The sequence below is a fragment of the Paucibacter soli genome (assembly GCF_037482845.1).
Taxonomy (GTDB): Bacteria; Pseudomonadota; Gammaproteobacteria; order Burkholderiales; family Burkholderiaceae_C; genus Paucibacter_B; species Paucibacter_B soli.
In genome coordinates, this window is sequence record NZ_JBBHJW010000011.1 from 84,009 (window position 1) to 105,018 (window position 21,010).

At 68.8% G+C, this 21,010-nt stretch carries 23 protein-coding genes; 10 read left to right on the forward strand and 13 right to left on the reverse strand.

Features of this window, described 5'->3' with window-relative positions; translation table 11 throughout:
• Positions 1-3 precede the first annotated feature (3 nt).
• Positions 4-672 (forward strand): CAAX prenyl protease-related protein, encoded by a 669-nt coding sequence (locus WG898_RS21155; RefSeq protein ID WP_339604763.1) that lies wholly within the window; start codon positions 4-6, stop codon positions 670-672.
• Here the strand turns inward: WG898_RS21155 and WG898_RS21160 are convergent.
• A complete protein-coding gene (locus WG898_RS21160) occupies positions 614-1,420 on the reverse strand; it encodes a helix-turn-helix domain-containing protein (protein WP_339604764.1) in 807 nt (268 codons plus the stop codon). The genes WG898_RS21155 and WG898_RS21160 overlap by 59 nt on opposite strands.
• Before the next feature lie 219 nt (positions 1,421-1,639).
• Here WG898_RS21160 and WG898_RS21165 point away from each other — a divergent pair, with 219 nt between their 5' ends.
• Genes WG898_RS21165 through WG898_RS21180 form a run of 4 tightly spaced genes read left to right on the forward strand, consistent with a single transcriptional unit; the run spans position 1,640 to position 5,212 of the window.
• A complete protein-coding gene (locus WG898_RS21165) occupies positions 1,640-2,107 on the forward strand; it encodes a YiaA/YiaB family inner membrane protein (RefSeq protein ID WP_339604765.1) in 468 nt (155 codons plus the stop codon).
• A gap of 9 nt (positions 2,108-2,116) precedes the next feature.
• A complete protein-coding gene (locus tag WG898_RS21170; protein WP_339604766.1) occupies positions 2,117-2,527 on the forward strand; it encodes a hypothetical protein in 411 nt (136 codons plus the stop codon).
• Positions 2,524-3,300, forward strand: a complete 777-nt coding sequence (locus tag WG898_RS21175; RefSeq protein ID WP_339604767.1) for a DUF2145 domain-containing protein — start codon at positions 2,524-2,526, stop codon at positions 3,298-3,300. The genes WG898_RS21170 and WG898_RS21175 overlap by 4 nt, the downstream gene beginning before the upstream one ends.
• Before the next feature lie 13 nt (positions 3,301-3,313).
• Positions 3,314-5,212 carry an MFS transporter gene (locus WG898_RS21180; RefSeq protein WP_339604768.1) on the forward strand — a complete coding sequence of 633 codons (1,899 nt, stop codon included), beginning with the start codon at positions 3,314-3,316 and terminating at the stop codon, positions 5,210-5,212.
• 3 nt (positions 5,213-5,215) lie between these two features.
• On the opposite strand, the gene WG898_RS21185 is transcribed toward WG898_RS21180, so the two are convergent.
• A complete protein-coding gene (locus WG898_RS21185; protein ID WP_339604769.1) occupies positions 5,216-5,722 on the reverse strand; it encodes a hypothetical protein in 507 nt (168 codons plus the stop codon).
• 44 nt (positions 5,723-5,766) lie between these two features.
• Positions 5,767-6,894 carry a tRNA guanosine(34) transglycosylase Tgt gene (gene tgt, locus WG898_RS21190; protein WP_339604770.1) on the reverse strand — a complete coding sequence of 376 codons (1,128 nt, stop codon included), beginning with the start codon at positions 6,892-6,894 and terminating at the stop codon, positions 5,767-5,769.
• A gap of 165 nt (positions 6,895-7,059) precedes the next feature.
• Here tgt and WG898_RS21195 point away from each other — a divergent pair, with 165 nt between their 5' ends.
• Complete coding sequence (locus tag WG898_RS21195) at positions 7,060-7,824, forward strand: substrate-binding periplasmic protein (protein ID WP_339604771.1); 765 nt, start codon at positions 7,060-7,062, stop codon at positions 7,822-7,824.
• Entirely contained in the window at positions 7,793-8,386 is a 594-nt protein-coding gene (locus tag WG898_RS21200; protein ID WP_339604772.1) for an IMPACT family protein, read from the forward strand. Before WG898_RS21195 ends, WG898_RS21200 begins: the two co-directional genes overlap by 32 nt.
• Here WG898_RS21200 and sigJ read toward each other — a convergent pair.
• The 7 genes from sigJ to WG898_RS21235 form a co-directional block, all read right to left on the reverse strand.
• Positions 8,337-9,284: an RNA polymerase sigma factor SigJ gene (sigJ, locus tag WG898_RS21205; RefSeq protein ID WP_339604773.1), complete on the reverse strand. Its 948-nt coding sequence runs from the start codon at positions 9,282-9,284 to the stop codon at positions 8,337-8,339. The two genes, WG898_RS21200 and sigJ, sit on opposite strands and share 50 nt — an antisense overlap.
• Entirely contained in the window at positions 9,284-9,745 is a 462-nt protein-coding gene (locus tag WG898_RS21210) for a GyrI-like domain-containing protein (protein ID WP_339604774.1), read from the reverse strand. The genes sigJ and WG898_RS21210 overlap by 1 nt, the downstream gene beginning before the upstream one ends.
• Before the next feature lie 55 nt (positions 9,746-9,800).
• Positions 9,801-10,352, reverse strand: a complete 552-nt coding sequence (locus tag WG898_RS21215; RefSeq protein WP_339604775.1) for a hypothetical protein — start codon at positions 10,350-10,352, stop codon at positions 9,801-9,803.
• Positions 10,342-10,746 (reverse strand): hypothetical protein, encoded by a 405-nt coding sequence (locus WG898_RS21220; RefSeq protein ID WP_339604776.1) that lies wholly within the window; start codon positions 10,744-10,746, stop codon positions 10,342-10,344. Before WG898_RS21220 ends, WG898_RS21215 begins: the two co-directional genes overlap by 11 nt.
• 73 nt (positions 10,747-10,819) lie before the next feature.
• A complete protein-coding gene (locus WG898_RS21225) occupies positions 10,820-13,099 on the reverse strand; it encodes a PKD domain-containing protein (RefSeq protein ID WP_339604777.1) in 2,280 nt (759 codons plus the stop codon).
• Between the two features lie 69 nt (positions 13,100-13,168).
• Positions 13,169-14,215, reverse strand: coding sequence for a tRNA preQ1(34) S-adenosylmethionine ribosyltransferase-isomerase QueA (queA, locus tag WG898_RS21230; RefSeq protein WP_339604778.1), 1,047 nt, complete (start codon positions 14,213-14,215; stop codon positions 13,169-13,171).
• Positions 14,216-14,274: 59 nt separating this feature from the next.
• Positions 14,275-15,033 carry a substrate-binding periplasmic protein gene (locus tag WG898_RS21235; protein WP_339604779.1) on the reverse strand — a complete coding sequence of 253 codons (759 nt, stop codon included), beginning with the start codon at positions 15,031-15,033 and terminating at the stop codon, positions 14,275-14,277.
• Positions 15,034-15,201: 168 nt separating this feature from the next.
• Here WG898_RS21235 and WG898_RS21240 point away from each other — a divergent pair, with 168 nt between their 5' ends.
• Genes WG898_RS21240 through WG898_RS21250 form a run of 3 tightly spaced genes read left to right on the forward strand, consistent with a single transcriptional unit; the run spans position 15,202 to position 18,539 of the window.
• Complete coding sequence (locus WG898_RS21240; RefSeq protein ID WP_339604780.1) at positions 15,202-15,930, forward strand: substrate-binding periplasmic protein; 729 nt, start codon at positions 15,202-15,204, stop codon at positions 15,928-15,930.
• 35 nt (positions 15,931-15,965) lie between these two features.
• Positions 15,966-18,017, forward strand: coding sequence for an ATP-dependent DNA helicase RecG (gene recG, locus WG898_RS21245; RefSeq protein WP_339604781.1), 2,052 nt, complete (start codon positions 15,966-15,968; stop codon positions 18,015-18,017).
• A gap of 51 nt (positions 18,018-18,068) precedes the next feature.
• Complete coding sequence (locus tag WG898_RS21250; protein ID WP_339604782.1) at positions 18,069-18,539, forward strand: FKBP-type peptidyl-prolyl cis-trans isomerase; 471 nt, start codon at positions 18,069-18,071, stop codon at positions 18,537-18,539.
• A gap of 12 nt (positions 18,540-18,551) precedes the next feature.
• Here the strand turns inward: WG898_RS21250 and WG898_RS21255 are convergent, their stop codons facing one another.
• The 3 genes from WG898_RS21255 to panB form a co-directional block, all read right to left on the reverse strand.
• Positions 18,552-19,229 (reverse strand): peptidylprolyl isomerase, encoded by a 678-nt coding sequence (locus WG898_RS21255; protein WP_339604783.1) that lies wholly within the window; start codon positions 19,227-19,229, stop codon positions 18,552-18,554.
• 84 nt (positions 19,230-19,313) lie between these two features.
• On the reverse strand, positions 19,314-20,147 hold the full coding sequence (gene panC / locus WG898_RS21260) for a pantoate--beta-alanine ligase (protein WP_339604897.1): 834 nt from the start codon (positions 20,145-20,147) through the stop codon (positions 19,314-19,316).
• Positions 20,148-20,154: 7 nt separating this feature from the next.
• Positions 20,155-20,964 (reverse strand): 3-methyl-2-oxobutanoate hydroxymethyltransferase, encoded by an 810-nt coding sequence (gene panB, locus WG898_RS21265; protein ID WP_339604784.1) that lies wholly within the window; start codon positions 20,962-20,964, stop codon positions 20,155-20,157.
• Between the last annotated feature and the right edge of the window lie 46 nt (positions 20,965-21,010).

Here is a 21,010-nt window from a genome sequence, read left to right on the forward strand (position 1 = left end):
CCAATGCCTCCCAGCCCCGCCGCCCTCGCCCGCATCCTGCCCTTCGCCGCTTTCATGGCCCTCTTGGGCCTGCGGGGCATGCTGCCGGAGCTGCCGGGCCTGGACCCGCGCTGGATCTACAGCCTCAACCTGCTGATCGTCGGCGGCCTGCTGGCCTGGTACTGGCGCGAATACGGCGAGCTCTACCGCCAGAACCTGCCCACGGCGCGCGAGGCCGGCTTCAGTGCCGCCATCGGCCTGGTGGTGTTTGCGCTCTGGATCGAGCTGGACGCGCCCTGGATGCAGCTCACCAGCCCCACCGCCACCTTTTTCCCCGTGGACGCCGGCGGCGCGCTGATCTGGCCCCTGGTGCTGGTGCGCTGGCTGGGCGCGGCCCTGCTGGTGCCGGTGATGGAAGAGCTGTTCTGGCGCAGTTGGCTGATGCGCTGGCTGGAAAGCCCGCAGTTCGAGGCGGTGGCGCCGCAGCGCGTCGGGCTCAAGGCCATCGCCCTTTCCACCTTCGTCTTCATGCTGGCGCACACCTTGTGGCTGGCGGCCGTCATCGCCGGCATCGCCTATGCCCTGCTCTATGTGCGCACCGGCAAGCTCTGGTGCGCGGTGCTGGCGCATGCGGTCACGAACGGGGCGCTGGGGATCTGGGTGGTGCAGACGCGGCAATGGCAGTTCTGGTGATGGCGCGCTGGCGCTGCAGATGCCGGAAATGCTCGAACAGCCAGCTGCGCATGCCCAGCACCAGGCTGTAGGGGCGCTTCTCGGCCTCGGGCAGCTTCTGGTCGAGCAGATGCTGACGCGCAAAGTCATCGGCCACGCGCTGCAGCCGCTGTAGCAGCTCGCGCGCCGCGCCATGGCCGAGCTGGCCATGCACCAGGGTCAGCAGCTCGGCCTCGCCGTCAAAGCCGCCTGAGAAGAAGTCCGGCGCCACCTGATCGCGAAAGAAGCTCATCACCGGGCCATGGGGCCGCCAGCGAAAGGTCTTGGCGACCTGCAGCTTGTACCGATTCAAGGGCCTGAGTTCGATGATGCCCAGGCGGTCGAGCTGGGCCAGGCAGCGCGTCAGCTCGGCCTCGCTGAGCCGATAGCTGGCCAATACCTGCTCGGCGCTCCACTGGCTGAGGCAGCAGATCGCCGCCAGCAGCAGCTTGGCATCGGCCACCACCGCACGCTCCTGCGCCAGGCTGAGTTCAAGCAGCTGCGGCCGGCGCTGCGCCAGGCGCCCGGCGAGTTCGGCGAAGTCGGTCTTGAGCACGCGGCAGACCTCGTCCAGGCGCGACAGCGGCATCTCGCCGCCGGCGGCGAACATGCGCTTGACGCTGGACTCCGAGAGTTTCAGCTCGACGGCCAGCGCGGCATAGCTGATGCCGGCCTGCTTGAGTTCGGCTTTGATGAGGTCGACAAGTGCGGACGTGCTGCTGCTGCTCATGCGCGCACGGTAGCGCATCTTGCTACCGGCGGGCGCGCCAGGCGCCACTTGAACGGGAAGATGCAGACGGCGCACCGTGCGAAGCGCAGCATGCAGGCGTGCATTCATCCACGCCGGCAGGCTGGTTCGCTCATTCAAACCCGACCGAGAGCAATTACCGAGGCCGGGCGCTCGAGATGGCCCGATGATCGCGCCATTCAAACTCAAGGAGGATACGAGATGCACCCACAAATCAAAGTTCGCCGTGACAGCAATGCCTGGCGTTATCAGGTCTGGATCTCGTTCGGCATCAGCCTCTCGCTGTGCGCCATCGGCCTGTCCTGGCTGCCCGGCACCGACCTGGACCGGGCCTTCATGGTGATGGGTTATGTGTTCTGCCTCTCCACCGCCTTTGCACTCGCCAAGTTTGTGCGCGACAACCAGGAGCGCGTGGTGGACACGCCGATGTGGCAGCTGGTGGTCTGGGGCGGCTTTGTGCTGGCCATGTCGCTCACCGGCTGGGGCCTGTGGCGCATGGACATACAGCCGGTCTGGAAGGCCTACCTGCTGGTGTGCTGGCTCTATCTGATCTCGAATGTGTTCACCCTCGCCAAGATGCTGCGCGACGCCCATGAGGCCGATCTGCAGGAAGCGCGCCAACAAGGTCGGCGCGAGGCCCTGCACGAGCCCACTGAAGCAACAAGCTGAGGAGCCGCCATGAAACACGCCATGCTGCATGCCACCCTGCTCTGCCTGGCCCTGCTGGGCCCGGCGCGGGCCCAGTCCACGGCCTCCGAGGCCAGTGCCCTGTCGGCGATGCTGCCGGTGGCGGTGTCGGTGGCGGCCCCGGTGATGCTGCTCTCGACCGGCGTGGTGCTCAGCGTGGTGGCAGTGGAGGCCACGGCCACGGGCACGGTCTGGGTGCTGCAGCGTGCCTCGGACGGCGCCCGCATCAGCGTGCGCTTTGCCAGCCAGGCGCTGGCGGGCGCGGCCCTTTCGGTGGGCACGGTGCTGGCCGTGACCGTGATCAGCAGCGGTTATCTGCTCTCGGCGGCGGGTGAGGCGATTGCCTTCATTCCCAACGAGATCGGTGCCTCGCTGCTCTACAACGAGAAGCTGACGCGATGAAGCGCTGGCCGATGCTGCTGCTTCTGCTGGCCGCTGGCACTTCGCACGCCGGTCGGCCCTGCGAGGACAGGCCGCTCAAGCCCGAGCAGATCGAGCGCGGCATGGGCCTGGCGCTTGCCACCGCACGCGCGCTCGATGCCAGCGGCGCCGAGGTGGTGCTGCTGGCGCGCGCCGGCCAGGACCTGGCGAAATACGGCCTGCAGTGGTCGCATCTGGGTTTTGCTTACCGCGACAGCGCTGGTGCGGCGCCGGTCTGGCGCGTGCTGCACAAGCTCAACCATTGCGGCACGGCGCGCAGCGATCTGTATCGACAGGGCTTGGGCGAATTCTTCCTGGACCGGCCGCACCGCTACGAGGCCGCCTATATGGTGCTGAGCCCCGAGTGGCAGCAGCGCCTGCTGCCCCTGCTGCGCGACAACGGCCGTGCCACCCTGCTGCACGAGCCGCGCTACAGCATGGTGGCCTATGCCTGGGGCCAGCGCTACCAGCAAAGCAATCAATGGGCGCTGGAAACGCTGGCCCTGGCGGACGAGGCGCGCAGCCGCGGCCAGGCGCAGGCCTGGGCCAGAGCGCGCGGCTACCAGCCCAGCGACTTGCGCCTCTCCACCGCCACCCGCCTGGGTGCGCGCATGAGCATGGCCAATGTCGCCTTCGACGATCATCCTGCGGCACAGCGCTTTGCCGGCCATATCGAAACCGTCACCGTCGATTCGCTGTTTGCCTGGCTGCCCCGTGCGGGCCTGGGCGGCAGCGTTGAGCGGGTGACACCGTGAAAGTCCCTCCCCCATGAGTTCCACAGGCCACCCCAACCAATTCGCCCTGCTCACGCAGCGCCGCTTCGCGCCGTTCTTCTGGACCCAGTTCCTGGGCGCCGGCAACGACAACCTGTTCAAGTTCGCCTTCACCGTGATGGTGACCTACCAGCTGCAGATCGCCTGGCTGCCGCCGGCGCAGGCCGGGCTGGCGATTGGGGCGCTCTTCATCCTGCCCTTTGTGCTGTTCTCGGCCACCAGCGGCCAGCTGGCCGACAAGTTCGACAAGACCTTGTTGATGCGCTGGGTCAAGAACCTCGAGATCGCCATCATGGCGCTGGCCGGTTGGGGCTTTATGCAGGCCAACGTGCCAGTGCTCCTGGCCTGCGTATTCCTGATGGGCCTGCATTCGACCCTGTTCGGACCGGTGAAGTTCGCCTACCTGCCGCAGCAGCTGAACGAGCGCGAGCTCACCGGCGGCAACGGCATGGTGGAGATGGGCACCTTCGTAGCCATCCTGCTGGGCAATGTGGCCGGCGGGCTCTTGATCGCCACGCCGCAAGTGGGCGCCAACCATGTGGCGATGGCCGCGCTGGGCGTGGCCCTGCTGGGCCGGCTGACGGCGCAGGCGATTCCGCTCACCCCCGCCACCGACCCCGGGCTGCAGATCAACTGGAACCCGATCTCCGAGACCTGGCGCAATCTCAAGCTGGCGCATCAGCAGCTGGCGGTGTTCCGCTCGTTGCTGGGCATTTCCTGGATGTGGTTCTTTGGCGCAGTGTTCCTGGCCAACTTCCCGGCCTTTGCCAAGGAGGTGCTGCATGGCAACGAGCAGGTGGCCTCGCTGCTGCTGGTGGTGTTCTCGATCGGCATAGGCGTGGGCTCGCTGCTGTGCGAGGTGCTGTCCAAGCGCCATGTGGAGATCGGCCTGGTGCCGCTGGGCGCGATCGGCATGAGCGTGTTCGCGATCGACCTCTACCTCGCCTCGCATGCGCTGCCGCCGGTGGCGCAGGGGCAGCTCGGCCTGGGCGAATTCCTGGCACTGCATGCGCATTGGCGCGTGCTCGCCGACCTGTGCCTGCTGGCGCTGTTCGCCGGCCTCTACAGCGTGCCCATGTACGCGCTGATACAGCTGCGCGCACAGCCCACGCACCGCGCCCGCATCATCGCCGCCAACAACATCCTCAACGCCCTGTTCATGATCGCCAGCTCGGTGCTGGCCGGCGCGCTCCTGGGTGCGGGCCTGAGCATCCCCGAGATCTTCCTGGCGGTGGGCCTGGCCAATGCGGTGGTGGCGGCCTACATCTTCCTGGTGGTGCCCGAGTACCTCTTGCGCTTCATCGCCTTCATGCTCTCGCGCCTGGTGTACCGCTACCGCCTGCGCGGCGACGAGCACATCCCCAGCAGCGGCGCGGCGCTGCTGGTCTGCAACCATGTAAGCTTCATCGACGCGGTGCTCCTGATGGCCGCCAGCCCGCGCCCGATCCGCTTCCTCATGGACCACCGCATCTTCGCCATGCCGGTGCTGGGCTGGCTGTTCCGCCTGGCCAAGTGCATCCCGATCGCGCCGCAGAAGGACGACCCCGCCACCTACGAGGCCGCCTTCGCGCAAGCGCGCGCGGTGCTGGCCGATGGCGAGTTGCTGGGCATCTTCCCCGAGGGCGGCATCACCCGCGACGGCGAGCTGCAGCCCTTCAAGGGCGGCGTCATGAAGATCGTCGAGGGCCACCCGGATGTGCCGGTGGTGCCGCTGGCACTGCAAAACCTCTGGGGCTCCTTCTTCTCACGCGTGGAACGTGGCGAGGCCATGGTCAAGCCCTTCCGGCGCGGCCTGTTCAGCCGCATCGGCCTGGTGGCCGGGGCGCCGCTGGCGGCCAGCGAGGTCAGCCCAGAGGCGCTGCGAAGCCGCGTGGCGGCCTTGCTCGCCAGCTGAGCCTCAGGCCTGCTGCGAGAACATGCGGCGCCAGCGCCGCTGCAGAAGCCGGCGCAAGGTGCGCGCCTGGCGCCACAGCGCACTGCCGCGCACCCAGGCCAGCAGTCCTTGCTTCCAGACCGTCCAGCGCGCATACAGGCGCGCAAACCAGGGCAGGCGCATCAGCGCCGGCTGGCTCAGCATGAAGAGCCGCGCCAGCACGGCCGTGCCCAGCAGCTTGGCAACAAGGATCACCGCCAGGCCCAGCAGGGCGCGGCCCTGGGCGATCAGCCACAGCGCCAGCAGCTTGACCGGCAGCAGCAGCAGCGTCGGCGCCAGCAGCAGGGCCAGCGCCGCATAGGGCGGCAGGCGCCGGATGCCGGCCTCCAGTTGGCGCAGCAGCGGCAGGCGGCCCAGCCAGGCCATGGCGCGCTGCAAAGGCACCCAACCCCATTCCTCGAACAGGATGATCAGCGCCAGCAGCAGCCGTGCCAGCCAGCGCAGGGGTGCGAGCAGGGACTTGATCAGCATGCGGCCATCATGTTCCGCGCGCCTTCAGATGCCAAAGGGCACGCCTACACGCCGCGCGCCCGATCCGCCGCGAACTGCTGTCGGTACGCCTCGAAGCCCCCCGCGTCAAGCGCTTCGCGCACCTCTTTCATCAGGTTGAGGTAGTAGTGCAGGTTGTGGATGCTGGTGAGCATGGGGCCCAGCATCTCGCCGCAGCGGTCCAGGTGGTGCAGATAGGCGCGGCTGAAGGTGCTGCAGGTGTAGCAGCTGCAGCTCTCGTCCACCGGCCGCTCGTCGGTCTTGTAGCGCGCATTGCGCAAGCGCAGGTCGCCAAAGCGGGTGAACAGATGGCCGTTGCGCGCATTGCGGGTGGGCATCACGCAATCGAACATGTCGATGCCCTGGCTCACCCCCTCCACCAGATCCTCGGGCGTGCCCACGCCCATCAGATAACGCGGCTTGTGCGCAGGCAGCTGGTGGCCGATATGCGCCAGCACGCGCTGCATGTCTTCCTTGGGCTCGCCCACGCTCAGGCCGCCGATGGCGTAGCCGGGCAGGTCCAGCGCGGCCAGGCCCGCCAAGGATTCGTCGCGCAGCGTTTCGAACATGCCACCCTGCACGATGCCGAACAGGGCATTCGGGTTGGCCAGGCGCGCGAACTCGTCCTGGCAGCGCTTGGCCCAGCGCAAGCTCATCTCCATGGACTTGCGCGCTTCCAGCTCGGTGGTGATGTGGCCCTTGGTCTCGTAGGGCGTGCACTCGTCGAACTGCATCACGATGTCGGAGTTCAGCACCGTCTGGATCTGCATGCTGATCTCGGGCGTGAGGAAGAGCTTGTCGCCATTCACCGGCGAGGCGAACTTGACGCCCTCTTCCGAGATCTTGCGCATCTCGCCAAGCGACCAGACCTGGAAGCCGCCGCTGTCGGTGAGGATGGGTTTGTTCCAGCTCTCGAAGCGATGCAGGCCGCCGAACTGGGCCATGATGTCCAGGCCCGGCCGCATCCAGAGGTGGAAGGTATTGCCCAGGATGATCTGCGCGCCCATCTCCTCCAACGAGCGCGGCATCACCCCCTTCACCGTGCCGTAGGTACCCACGGGCATGAAGATGGGCGTCTGCACGACGCCATGGTTGAGGGTGAGCGTGCCACGGCGTGCGCGGCCCTCGGTCTTGAGGAGTTCGAACTTCAGCATGATGGCCCCGATTGTCGCAGCCATGGCCCAGCCCTACACTCGCAACCCCCGCCCATGTCCTTTGATCCGCCGCGGGCACCGATGCGCCACTTCCTGCTCAGCTGTCTTTGTTTGGCCGCCAGTTGTGCGCTGGCCCAGCCTGCTTGCGGGCCGTACACCGTGGGCATGTACGAGCTGGGGGTGCTGTACTACCGCGATGCACAGGGCCGGGCAGCGGGCATAGACAAGGACTTGATCGAGGCCCTGGCGCAGCGCAGTGGCTGCAAGCTGGATATGGTGCTGGAGTCGCGCGCGCGCATCTGGGCTCAAATGGCCGCGGGTCAGATGGATTTGACCGTCTCGGCGATTCCCACGCCTGAGCGCGAGCAGTTTGCCGAACTCACGCCCTATATGCGGACGCGCAATCATGTGCTGATCCACAAGGACCTGGCGGCACGCATGGACTCGCTCAACACCTTCAAGGACGAGACGCCGCGCCGCGTGGTGGTGGTGAAAGGCTACCGGCATGGGCGCGTCTTCGATGCCTGGCTGGACGAGATGCGTGCCCAGCGGCGCGTGGTCGAAGCCAGCTCCTACGACAACGCCATGCGCATGCTGCGCGCCGGCCGCGCCGACATGATGTTCACCGAGCCCATCAATCTGCGCAGCAAGGACGAGACTTGGATGCGCGAGATGCGGCTGCTGGACTGGGCGCCAAGCGACGATGTGCTGGCATGCCTGGTGGTGTCGCGCACGCGTGTGAGCGAGGCCGACCGGCACAGGCTGCGCGCGGCGCTGCACAGCATGTTGCAGGACGGCACGATAGACCAGCTGCTGCGCCGCCATGTGGGCGACGCGATGCTGGCCCACACCCGGCTGGCGCCGTCATCCCAGTTCAAGGGGACCGACAATCGCGAGCATGCCCTACAGCCTCGCCCTCCCGGTACATAGCGAAGTCATCATCAAGAAGAGCCGTTTCATAGGCTGCGTGGAGGCCTGCGCGGGGCGGGCTGAAGCCCTGCGCAGAGTGAATGAACTTCGTGCACAGCACGTCAGTGCTGTGCACGTCTGCTGGGCCCTGATGGCGGGCGGGCAGTCGGCCGCCAACGACGATGGCGAACCCGGCGGCACCGCCGGGCGGCCCATGCTGGAGGTGCTGCGCCATCAGGATCTGGACGGCGTGCTGGCCACCGTGGTGCGCTACTGGGGCGGCAGCAAACTGGGCGCCGGCGGCCTGGTGCGCGCCTATACCGATGCGGTGGCGCAGGCGCTCCTGAAGGCCGAGAAGGTGCCGCTGGTGCGCCTCGCCCGGCTGCGCTGCACCCTGCCCTATGCGCTGGAGGGGCTGCTGCGCCGCGAGATCGAGCTGGCCCAGGCCCAGCTCGTCGAGGTGCAGCATGGCGCCCAGGTGGAATTCCAGCTGGCCTTGCCGGAGCCCGACGCTGCCGGCTTCGTGGCGCGGCTCAATGAGGCGGGCCAGGGTCGGATAGGTTGGCTGCGCGCAGACTCTTGAGTTTTTCGGGGTTGCGCACGATATAGACGGCGCCCAGCTTGCCAGGCTCGGCCGCCGGCGCCAGCGCCACCGCCTGCAGCGGCGTGCCATCGGCCTGGAACACCAGATAACCCGGCAGGCCGTTGACCTCGGCGGCGCGCACCTGGAACTGGCTCAGCTCCAGGCCCTTGCCAAAACCCACCAGGGCCTTGGCAATGCGTGCCGCGCCCCGCAGGGCATGGGGAATTGCATGCACCCGGCCGCCGCCATCGCTGAGCAGCACCGCATCCTCGGCCAGCACCTGGGCCAGCGCCTCCACATCGCCTTGCATGAGGGCGCCGGCAAAGGCGGCCAGCAGGCGCTGGCGCTCCTCCTGCTGCACCTCCACGCGCGCATAGCCGGCCTTCACATGGCCGCGCGCGCGGCTGGCCAGCTGGCGGCAGGCGGCGGGGCTGCGCTGCAGGCGCGCGGCGACCTCGTCGAAGTCCAGCTCGAACACATCGTGCAGCAAGAAGGCGGCGCGCTCCAGCGGCGTGAGCCGCTCCAGCGTCAGCATGAAGGCCATCGAGACATCCTGGGCCCATTCGCTGCGCGCCTCGGGCCCGGGCGACCAGGCCTCGGCCTCGCCATCCACCAGCGGCTCGGGCAGCCAGGTGCCCACATAGAGCTCGCGGCGCGCGGCGGCCGACTTGAGCCGGTCCAGGCACAGATGGGTGAGCAGGCGCGAGAGAAAAGCGCCGGCATGCAAGACCTGACCCTCATCGACCTCGGCCCAGCGCAGCCAGGCTTCCTGCACCATGTCCTCGGCCTCGGCGCGCGAGCCCAGCATGCGGTAGGCCAGCGCGCGCAAGGAGCGCGCATGCTCGCGGTCGAAGCGCAGCGCGCGTGCCGCCGGGCTCAGATCCAGGCCCACGCCCATCAGGCCTGCTCCAGGCCGATCAGGATGCGCGCGTGATCGGGGCCCAGGTATTGCTCGACGTCGGCGCGGTAGCTGCGGCGCGGCGCGCCGGGCTGCTCGAAGGCCGCCCAGACCTGACCCCAGCCCGCGATCACCGCCTGCGGAATCGGGCCGCGGCATTCGAACACCGCGTAGCGGCCCGCCGGAATCTCCACCACCGTCATGCCCGCGGCGGGCGCCTCGCCCTCGGCCAGCGCGACGCCGGCCAGTACATCGAAGGCGCCGCGGTAGTCGCTCTCATAGCCGTGATAGACGCCACAAGCGCCCTGGCTGAGCGCCTGCGCCGCCAGCGGGCCGGCAAAGAAGGCGGCCCACAGGCCGGGGATCTTGCCCGTCAGCGGGTTCATCTCGTCGGCATTGCGCGTGCGCACGCTGGCGCCCTGGACCCGGAAGCCGGGCAGCTGTTCGGTGTTGAGAGTCATCGGAGGTATTCCTTGCTGTGGCTGGATCGCATCGTAGGCGCGCGCTGCAGCCCCGTCATGCGCAAGCCCTGACTTCCGGCCGGCTGATACAACTGCGCCCCTGCCCGAGCGCCTGCTTGATGGCCGGAAAGCTGCGCGCCACCACCACCGCCAGCGCCAGGCTGGCCAGGGCGCGCGGCCCATGCAGGCGCAAGACCTCGGCATGCAGTTCGGCATGCAACTCGGCCAGCTCCGGCTGATGCGCGAGCGCCGCCTGGGCAAAGCGCCAGCCCAGGCGCAGCTCGGCCGGCATCGCGCCCTCGTCCTCGGCCACCAGGGCCTGCAAATCGGCGCGCGGCACGCCGGCCGCCAGCGCCATGTCCAACATCAGCTGGCTGCAGGGGCCGCAGTCCTCGTGCCGGGTGGCGGCGAACTTGGCCGCATAGAGCAGGGCCGGGGGCAGGTCTTGCGCAAAGGCCGCCAGGCCGAAGAACTTGCTGAACTGGAGAAAGGCCTGTGGGCTGAGCTCGAACAGCTCGCGCGCATAGCCCATGTCGTAGCGCCAGCGGCGCTCGAAGCGCGCCAGGCGCCAGCGCACGATGGGGCGCAGCAGCAGCTTAGCGAGCATGGCGCAGCTCCCGTTCCGGCCAGCCCAGCCATTGCGCCGCCAGGGCGGCCAGCGGGACGCCGGGCACATCGCGCAAGAACTGCCCCCAGCCGCAGCGGCCGGTGGCCAGCTCCCAGACATGCACGCCGGCATGCAGCAGCAGAAAGCCGGCGCCCATGAGCGCCGCCGCGGCGCCGCGCTGCGGCTGCAGCGCGCGCCAGAGCAGGCCGGCCGCCGCCACCAGGTAGGCACAGCCGATGTCGCGCACGAAGTGCTCGTTCAGCGGCCCGGTATAGAACACGCCGGGCATGCCGGCATACCAGGCGCCGGGCGCCAGCAGCATGAGCAGGCCGTTGGCCGCCAGCCCCAGGGCGAGCGGCCAGCGCAAGAGTCCCATCATCTTCATCATCATCATCGTCTCCAGGGTGCTACACACCCACAAGACGAGATGACGTGCCGGCCTGTGACAGGGCGGCCGAAAAAAGAGACTACTGTCCGGCGCTGCCGGTGGCCACCAGGCCGCCCTGCTCACCCAGCAGCCAGACCGTCTTGGCGTCGATCGCCAGCAGCTGCAGCGGCGTCTCGCCCAGGCCGCTGTGCTGCAACTGCCAGCTCTGGCCGGCGTCTTCGCTATAGGCCAGGCGGCCATCGGCGGCGGCGGCCCAGACATGGCGCGCATCGCCCGCGGCCAGCAGCAGCAAATCGGCGCCCAGCGGCGAACTCATGGCCGCCCAGCTCTGGCCGGCGTCGGCGCTGCGCACGATGGCGCCGCCCTGGCCCACCGCCAGCACCACCTGCTCGTCCAGCCACTGCAGGGCCAGCAGGCGCGGCGCGCCGGGCACGCTCACCGGGGTCCAGCTGCGCCCGCCGTCGATGCTGCGCCGCAGGCTGCCGTCGCCCATGATGAGCAGGCCGCGCTGCGCATCGCGCATGCGCAGGCGCTGAGCGCCCTCGGGCAGGGTGGCCTGCAGCTGCCAGTCCAGCCCGCCATTGCTGCTGCTGAGCAGGCGTGGCGGCCGGTCCAGGCCGGATTCGCTCAGCCCGTAGGCCCAGCCGCCGGGCCGGATCTCGAAATCGCGCAGCAGGGGCAGCTGGGGCGCGAACTGCACCTGGCGCCATGGCAGCGAGACATCGTCGTTGTGCGCCAGCGTGCCGCTGAGCGAGAGCACCCAGAGGCGGCCGCGCTCGTCCAGCTGCAGGCGCTGCGGCGCCCAGCCGCCCCAGGGCGGGCCCCATGTGTTGGCGTCGGACCAGCTGCGCCCGCCATCTGCGCTGCGCAGCATGCGACCGTCGCTGGCCACGGCAAAGCCCTTGCCGGCATGGGCAAAGGCCAAGGCACGCGGGCGCTGCTCGGCCTGGCCGCGCGAGCGGCCCGCCAGCACCTGCCAGGGCGCCAGGCCGTCGCTGCCCAGGTAGTAGACCTGGTCATAGTCCTGCGCCAGCAGCTGGCCGCCCGGCAGGGCGCGGAACTGCTTCCAGCCCAGGCCGCGGGTCAGGCCCTCGGCCAGGCTGCGGCCCACCCGCTCGCCGCGCGCCCAGACCCAGTAGCCGCCCTCGCTCATGGCGATGGCGCGCTGTGCATCGGCGTGCATCAGCCGGGCCGGCTGCAAGGGCGTGCCGAACAGCAGCTCCCAGCTCAGGCCGCCGTCGCTGGTGCGGTAGAGCCGGCCGCTGGCGTTCAGATAGCCCAGCTGGCCGTCCACCATCTGCAGCAGCGGTGCCTCGGCGACGCCACCGTCCTGCAGCGAGTCCAGGCCGCGCACCGGCTGCAGCATCCAGCCCAGGCCACCGTCCATGCTGCGCAGCAGCTCGCTGCCCTTGGCCGTGATGCGCAGCGCCAGCGGCGTGCTCATGCCCGGCGCCAGGCTCCAGGCCATGCCGGGGCCCAGGGTCATGACGCTGCGCCCACCCTGGCCATCGGCCTCGTAACGGCGCAGCTCGCCATAGGCGGTGGCCCACCAGCGCCCATCCACGCCCAGGGCCTGCGGGCTGCGTTCGCGCTGGATCCAATGGGCGCCGCCATCCTCGCTGTACCAGGGCTGCTCGCCACCCAGGCGCGGCTGCACCAGCAGACGGCTACCGCCCAGGCTGCGCAGCACCGGTTCGGTGATGCCGGCCAGCTCGATCCGGCCGATGGAACTCCAGGCGCCGCCGCCACTCTGACGCAGCAGCTCGCCATCGCGCGCCAGCGCCCAGCGGGTCTGGCTGGGCGCGTCCAGGGCCAAAGAGATCAGCGCGGCCGTCCTGGGCACGGCCACGCGCTGCCAGCTGCGGCCGGCATCGCCGCTGGACCACAGCCCGCCGGCGCTATCGCTGCGCCAGGCCTGCAGGGCATCGGCAAACTGCAGGTCCAGGGTCAGCGGCGCCTGCAGCTGGCACCAGCCCTGGCGCGGCTGGGCGCCATTGCAGTCCAGATCCTGCAGATGGCGGGTGTTGAGCACCGCGACGCGCCACTGCGCCTCGCTGCCACCGCTGCTCTTGAGCCGCAGCAGATAGTCGCCCGGCTGGGCCCAGGCATGCTGGGGCTGCGCCTCGCTGCTGCTGGTGCTGCCATCGCCGAAATCCCAGCTCAGGCCCTGGCCGGCAGGCGCATTGCTGCTCAGGCTGAGGGCCTCGCCACGCTCGACCTGGGCCGGCGCCTGGATGGCCAGTGCGGGGGCCGGCGGGGCGGGCTTGCCGTTACTCTCGCTGCCACCACCTCCACCGCCTCCTCCGCAAGCCGCCAACAGCAAGGTCAGGCCGGCCAATGCCCCTGTCTTCACCCTCATTCCCATCGTCCCCACGCTCGAAAAGGAGGGCAGTCTAGGAGCTTGGTGCAGCGGTCTGCCAGCGTGCTTTCACCAGGGGCCGCGCTCCAGCAGCATCGCGTCGCCATAGCTGAAGAAGCGGTAGCGCTGGGCGATCGCGTGGCGGTAGAGGCCCATGACATGCTCGTAACCGGCAAAGGCACTCACCAGCATCATCAAGGTGCTCTTGGGCAGATGGAAATTGGTGACGAGGCGATCGACCACGCGGAACTCGAAGCCCGGGGTGATGAAGATGGCGGTCTCGCGCGCGCCGGCCAGCAGCGCGCCACCCTGGGCGGCCGACTCGAGCGCGCGCAAGGTGGTCGTGCCCACCGCCACCACCTTGCCGCCGCGTGCGCGCGTGGCGGCGATCGCCGCCACCGTCTCGACCGGCACCTCGAACCACTCGCTGTGCATCTTGTGCTCGCTCAGGCGCTCCACGCGCACCGGCTGGAAGGTGCCGGCGCCCACATGCAGGGTCACATGGGCCGTGCCTATGCCGCGCTCGGCCAGCGCCGCCAGCAGGCCCTCGTCGAAGTGCAGCGCTGCGGTGGGCGCGGCCACCGCGCCGGGCTCCTTGGCAAACACGGTCTGGTAGCGCCGCACATCGTCGGCCTCGTCGGCATGCTCGATATAGGGCGGCAGCGGCACATGGCCATGCTGCTCCAGCAGGGCAAAGGGATCGCTGGGGAAACGCAGGTGGAACATGCCGCCGTCCGGCCCGCAGCGGCCCAGTACCTCGGCGTCGAAGGCATTGTTGTTGAAGCGCACGACCGTGCCTGGCTTGGGGCTCTTGCTGGCGCGCAGATGCGCGTGCACTTCGCAGCTGCCGGCAATCACGCGCTCGATCAGGGCCTCGACCGATCCGCCGGTCTGCTTGGCACCAAACAGCCGCGCCTTGATGACCTTGGTGTTGTTGAACACCAGCAGGTCGCCGGGGTTCAGCAGGCCGGGCAGTTCGCGGAACACCCGGTCCACCGCGCCGGCCGTGCGGCCATCGAGCAAGCGCGAGGCGCTGCGCTCGGGCGCGGGGTGTTGGGCGATCAGTTCGGGCGGCAGAGCGAAATCGAAATCGCTCACGGAGTAGGTGCGGGACATGGTGTTGAGGGCCGGACGGACCCGTGCCAAGCGAGGGGCTGCGATTGTCGCAGACCAGCTCAGTCGTCCACCGGCAGCCCGTAGCTGCGCTTGAGCGCGCTGACGGTGCCGTTGCGCTGGAGCTGGTCGAAGGCCTGCTGCAGCTTGGCGGCCAAGGCCGGGTCGGCTTCCGGGTGCAGGCCAAAGCAGTAGTCCGCCGATTCGTCCAGCACGGCCACCGCCTTGACGCGTTCGGGCGACTCCTGCATCAGCCGCAGCTGCCAGAACAGATTCAGCTCGCCGATGGCCAGCAGATCCATGCGGCCGGCCAGCAGCTTGCGCACATTGGCGTCGTAGCTGGGCGCGAGCTCGAGGTCCTGCCCGGGCTTGAGCCCAGCCGCCAACAGCTGCTCCAGCGTGGCGGTGCCCGAGGTCACGCCGATGCGCATGCCATCGAGCTGCTGCAGGCCGCGGTAGCGGATGTCGCCGCGGCTGCGCAGGCGAAACAGCGCGACCCGGCGCGGCATATACGGCCCCACCCAGCGAAAGCGGCCTTCGCGCTCGGGCAGGCGGGCGAGCGGAAACAGCAGCGACTCGGGCGCATCCTGAAAGGACTTCTCGGCACGCAGGCGCGGCTGCAGCAGCAGCTCAAGCTGCATGCCCAAGGTACTGGCCATGCGCCTGAGCAGATCCACCGCCAGGCCGGTGAGCTGGCCATCCTGCTCGAAGGCCAGCGGCGGCAAGGCATGGGCAAAAGCCTGTAGCTGGGCTGCTGCCGCCTGTGCGCTGATTGGCCCCATCAGCGCCGGCAAACCCAGCAGTTGGCGACGCTTGAGCATGGCGGCGGCAAGGGGTGGTGTGGTGACAGCTTTATAGCCTATCCGCGCCGCACCCCGCGAGATACAGGCACGGCGCCCCGGCGCCCTATGGAGCGCGTGCACAATTGGCTAGACTCGCCTTGTGATCGCTGCCGAGCCACCCCGGTGAACCGCCGCCAATTGCACGGCTTGGCGCTTGCCTGCCTGGCAGCTGGCCCGCATGGGGCACAGGCCGCCGAGCCCATGCTCAGCGGCTTCACCGAAAACCTGCCGCCGCTGAATTACCAGGACGAAACCGGCCCGCAGGGCTTTGCCGTCGAGCTGCTGCGCATGGTGGCGCTGCAGGCCCAGCTGAAGCTGGAGATTCAGGTGCTGCCCTGGGTGCGCGCCATGCAAACGGCCGAGGCCACCGCCAACAGCGTGCTGTTCTCGCTCACCCGCACGCCCGAACGCGAGGCGCTGTTCAAGTGGGTGGGGCCCATCAGCCCGCGCCGCATCGTGGTCTACAAGCTCGCCAGCCGCGCCGACCTCAGCCTGCCCGAGCTGCACCAGCTGCGCGGCGCCAAGATCGGCGTGGTGCGTGAATCGGCCACCGCCAAACAACTGCTGGCCGAGGGCTTCAAGCCTGGCGAAGAACTGGAAGTCGGGCTGGACGACGCCACCAATGTGCGCAAGTTGCTGGCCGGGCGCATGGAATACGTGATGCTGCTGGACTGGGCCGCGGCCTGGAACCTGCGCCAGCTCAAGCTGCCCTATGCGACCCTGCAGGCGGTGCTGGACTACGACAACAGCAAGTCCTACTGGTACGGTCTGCCGCCCGATACCGACCCGGCCCTCGTGCGGCGCCTGCAGGCCGCGCTGGACGCCACCAGGCGCGACGGGCGCTACGACTTGCTAAAGCTGCGCTACTTCAGCTGAGGCCAGCACCGCTGGCTAACGGCAAAATCGCGCCCATGCCCGAGGCCCCCACCGCTCCCGTCAAAGCCAAGTCAGCCCCCCAGAAGGCGATGGAGAAGCTGGGCCTGCTGCGCGACATCGACCTGGCCCTGCACCTGCCGCTGCGCTACGAGGACGAGACGCGCCTGACGCCGATCGCCGAGGCGCGCGACGGCGAGACCGTGCAGTGCGAGGGCGAGATCGTCGAATCCCATATCGAAGTGCGTTCACGTCGCCAGTTATTGGTGCGCATGACCGATGGCAGCGCCCAGCTGCTGCTGCGTTTTCTGCACTTCTACCCCTCGCACCAGAAGAGCCTGACCGCTGGCGCCAGGGTGCGCGTGCGCGGCGAGATGCGCGGCGGCTTCTTCGGCCGCGAGATGGTGCACCCCAGCTTCAAGCTGGTGAACGAGGACACGCCGCTGGCCAGCTCATTGACTCCCGTCTACCCGACCAGCGCCGCCCTGCCGCAAGCCTATCTGCGCCGCGCGGTGGCCTCGGCCCTGCAGCGTGCGCCGCTGGACGAGATCCTGCCCGAGCATGCGGTGCCGCGCCAACTGCCCTGCTTGCGTGAGGCGCTGGACTTCCTGCACCATCCGCCGCCCCGGGCGCGCCTGTCCATGCTGGAAGACCACAGCCACCCGGCCTGGCAACGCCTCAAGTTCGAGGAGCTGCTGGCTCAGCAGCTGAGCCAGTTGCAGGCGCAGCGCGAGCGCGCGCTGCTGCGTGCCCCGGCCCTGCGCGGCCGGCGTGGCGGCCTGCACGAGCAGCTGCTGGCCGCCCTGCCTTTTGCCCTCACCGGCGCGCAGCAGCGCGTCAGTGAGGAGATCGCGCAAGACCTGGCACGACCCCAGCCGACCCATAGACTGCTGCAGGGGGATGTGGGCTCGGGCAAGACCGTGGTGGCGGCGCTGGCCGCCGCGGTGGCGATCGACGCCGGCTGGCAATGCGCGCTGATGGCGCCCACCGAAATCCTGGCCGAACAGCATTTCCGCAAGCTGATAGCTTGGCTGGAACCGCTGGGCATACAGGTGGCCTGGCTGACCGGCAGTATCAAGGGAAAGGCACGCCAGAAGATGCTGGACGCCGCGGCCGCCGGCACGGCGCAGCTGGTGGTGGGCACGCATGCGGTGATCGAAGACAAGGTCTCGTTCGCCAGGCTGGGCCTGGCCATCATCGACGAGCAGCACCGCTTCGGCGTTGCGCAGCGCCTGGCGCTGCGCAAGAAGCTGGCCTCGCAGGCGCTCGAACCGCATCTGCTGATGATGAGCGCCACGCCCATCCCGCGCACCCTGGCGATGACCTATTTCGCCGATCTGGATGTGTCGACGATCGACGAACTGCCGCCCGGCCGCACCCCCATCGTCACCAAGCTGTTTGCCGACGGCAAGCGCCTGGAGGTGGTGGCCAAGATCGCTGACGAGGTGGAACGCGGCGCCCAGGTCTATTGGGTCTGCCCGCTGATCGAGGAGTCAGAGACGCTCGATTTGAAGAATGCCACCGAGACGCACGCCGAGCTGAGCGCGGCGCTGGCCGGCCGGAGCGTGGGCCTGCTGCACGGCCGCATGCCGCCGGCCGAAAAAGCCGCGGTGATGGCCGAATTCTCCAGCGGCCGCATGAGCGTGCTGGTGGCCACCACGGTGATCGAGGTGGGCGTGGACGTGCCCAATGCCAGCCTGATGGTGATCGAGCATGCCGAGCGCTTCGGCCTGAGCCAGCTGCACCAGCTGCGCGGGCGGGTGGGCCGCGGCGCGGTGGCCAGCGTCTGCGTGCTGCTCTACACCGGGCCGCTCTCGGACACCGGCAAGTCGCGCCTCAAGGCCATGGCCGAGACCAACGACGGCTTCGAGATCGCGCGCCGCGACCTCGACATCCGCGGCCCCGGCGAGTTCATGGGCGCGCGCCAGAGCGGCGCCGAACTCTTGCGCTTTGCCGATCTGCAGGACGATGCACCGCTCTTGCAGGCCGCACGCCGGCTCGCCCCCGAGCTGCTGGACAAATACCCCGCCGCGGCACGCCGCCAGGTGGAACGCTGGCTGGGCAGCAAGGCGGAGTTTCTAAAGGCATAGGCCACGGACTTCGCTATAGTCCGCGGAACTTTTTCCCACGAAATCCAGCTCATGATGAAGCCCTTGTCCTTCCAGCGCCGTTCCGCCCTGGCCTTGATGATCACCGGCCTGCTGACGGCCTGCGGTGGTGGCGGCGGCAGCAGCAGCCCCGCCGACACCTCGGGCTCGGCCGCCGTGACCGTGCTGAAGACCACCGACACCGTCGTCGGCACTGGCGCCACTGCGGCCGCCGGCAAGACCCTGACGGTGCACTACACCGGCTGGCTCTATGACGAGAAGGCCGCCAGCCAGAAGGGCACCAAGTTCGACAGCTCGGTGGACCGCGGCACGCCTTTCAGCTTCGTGCTGGGCGCCGGCCAGGTGATCACCGGCTGGGATCAGGGCTTCGTCGGCATGAAGGTGGGTGGCAAGCGCACCCTGCTGATCCCCAGCTCGATGGCCTATGGCTCGGCTGGCCGCCTGCCGACCATCCCCGCCAACGCCGCACTGGTGTTCGACGTCGAGCTTCTTGCCGTCAACTGAAGCGAAACTGTCTCACTTCAAACGCTGCACCCAGTACACCAGCACCTCCTGGCGTGGCTGGATGTCGGCATCGTTGTAAAAGTAGACCGGCACCGCGTTGATGGCCTCCACCGTGGCCATGCCCGAGATGACGCGGCCGAACACCGTGTAGCCGGGCTTGGCCGCACTCTGGTAGTCCAGGCTCGGGTTGTCCTTGACGTTGATGAAGAACTGACTGGTGGCGCTGTTGGCATCGCTGCGGCGCGCCATCGCGATCGTGCCGGGCAGATTGCCCAGGCCGTTGTTGGCCTCGCTGACGATGGGAGCGTAGGTCGGCTGCTTGAAGCGCATGCCCGGCCCATAGGCACCGCCCTGGATCACGAAGTCGCGGTCGACATGGTGGAACAGGGTGTTGGTGTAGAAGCCGTCCGCCACATAACGCAGGAAGTTCGCTACCGTGATCGGCGCATAGCTGGTATACAGCTCCAGCACGATCTCGCCGCTGCTGGTGAGCATGCACACGGTGCTGTACTGGCTTTCGGCCGATTTGGCCAGGCCGGTGGCGCTGCAGCTGTTGGTGGGCGGCTGGGGGTTGGGGTTGGGCGTCGGGTAGGGCGTGCCGCCATGCCCATCGTCATAGCTGCCGCCACCACCACAGGCCACCAGGCTGAGCGCCAGCAGGCTTGAACAAAGAACAGAACGTATCGTCATCGCGGCTCCCGGATTGCTGGGAGATCCAACGCCGCCTGGGATGGCGGCGTTGACGCGCTGACGTCCTGTTACTTCAGCGGTTCTTCATACTTCGAGGTTGTCGATCAGGCGCGTGTTGCCGATGCGGGCCGCCGCCAGGGCCACCAGGGCTTGGCCCTCCTGGGCCGGGCCGAGGTCGTGCTGGCGGCGCAGCGTCACATAGTCGGGCTGCCAGCCATGCGCGCGCAGGGCCTGCATGGCATCGGCCTCCAGCGCCGGCAGGTCGCGCTCGCCGGAGCGCCAGCGCGCGATCAGCGCCTTCAGGGTGGCCGAAAGCTGCAGGGCCTCGGCCCGCTCGGCCTCGCTCAGGTAGCCGTTGCGCGAGGACAGCGCCAGGCCCTCGGCGCTGCGCGAGGTCTCGCCGGCCAGGATGGTGATGGGCATGGCCAGCTGCTGCACCATGCGGCGCAGCACCATCAGCTGCTGGTAGTCCTTCTTGCCGAATACCGCCACGCTGGGCTGCACGATGTTGAAGAGCTTGGCCACCACGGTGCACACGCCGACGAAGAACCCGGGGCGGAAATGGCCTTCCAGAATGTCGGCCAGCTCGGGCGGCGGATGCAGCTTGTAGCCCTGCGGCTCGGGGTAGAGCTCGCGCTCGTCGGGGGCGAACACGATGTCGCAGCCGGCGCCCTCGAGCAGCTCGCAATCGCGCGCCAGTGTGCGCGGGTAGCGGTCGAAATCCTCGTGCGGCGCAAACTGCAGCCGGTTCACGAAGATGCTCGCCACCACCGGCGCCTCTGGCCCGACGGCGGCGCGCGCCTGGCGCACCAGCGAGAGATGGCCCTCATGCAGATTGCCCATGGTGGGCACGAAACCGGTGCCGGTGCGGCCGGCCAGGGCCGCGCGCAATGCGGCGATGGTGTGGATGACTTGCAGTGCCATGTCAGTAGCCATGAAGGTCGTCTTGCGGGAAGGTCTGCGCCTTCACCTCGCTGACATAGCGGCGCACCGCGTCCTGCACCGACGACGCGCCCTGCATGAAGTTCTTGACGAAGCGCGGGCGGCGGCCCGGCGTCACGTCCAGCATATCGTGCAGCACCAGCACCTGGCCCGAACAGCTCACGCCGGCGCCTATGCCTATCACCGGGATGCTGAGGCTTTGCGTCAGCTCGGCGGCCAGCGCGGCCGGGATCATCTCGATCACCAGCATCTGCGCGCCGGCGTCGGCCAGCTCCTGTGCATGTTTTTTAAGCAGCGCGGCCGAGGCTTCGTCGCGCCCCTGCACCTTGTAGCCACCCAGGGCGGTGACGGTCTGCGGCGTGAAGCCCAGATGGGCGCAGACGGGAATGCCGCGCTCGACCAGATAGCGCACCACCGGTGCGGTCCAGCCGCCGCCTTCCAGCTTCACCATATGGGCGCCTGCCTTCACCAGCGCGGCGGCGCTCTTCCAGGCCTCGGCGGTGCTGGCCTGGTAGCTGTCGAAGGGCAGGTCGCCGATGATCCAGGCGCTCTTGCGGCCGCGCGCCACGCAGCGCGTGTGGTAGACCATCTCGTCCAGCGTCACCGGCACGGTGCTGCTCTGGCCCTGCAGCACATTGCCGAGCGAATCGCCGATCAGCAGCACGTCCACGCCGGCCTCGTCCAGCAGGGTCGCGAAGGCGGCGTCGTAGCAGGTCAGCATGGCGATCTTGTCGCCGCTGGCATGCATGTCCAGCAGGCGCTGGAGGCTCATCGGTTTACGCTCGGTGTTCATGGTGGTGTGTGCTTGTAGCTGGGCAGCGAGCGCAGTGTAGCGGGGT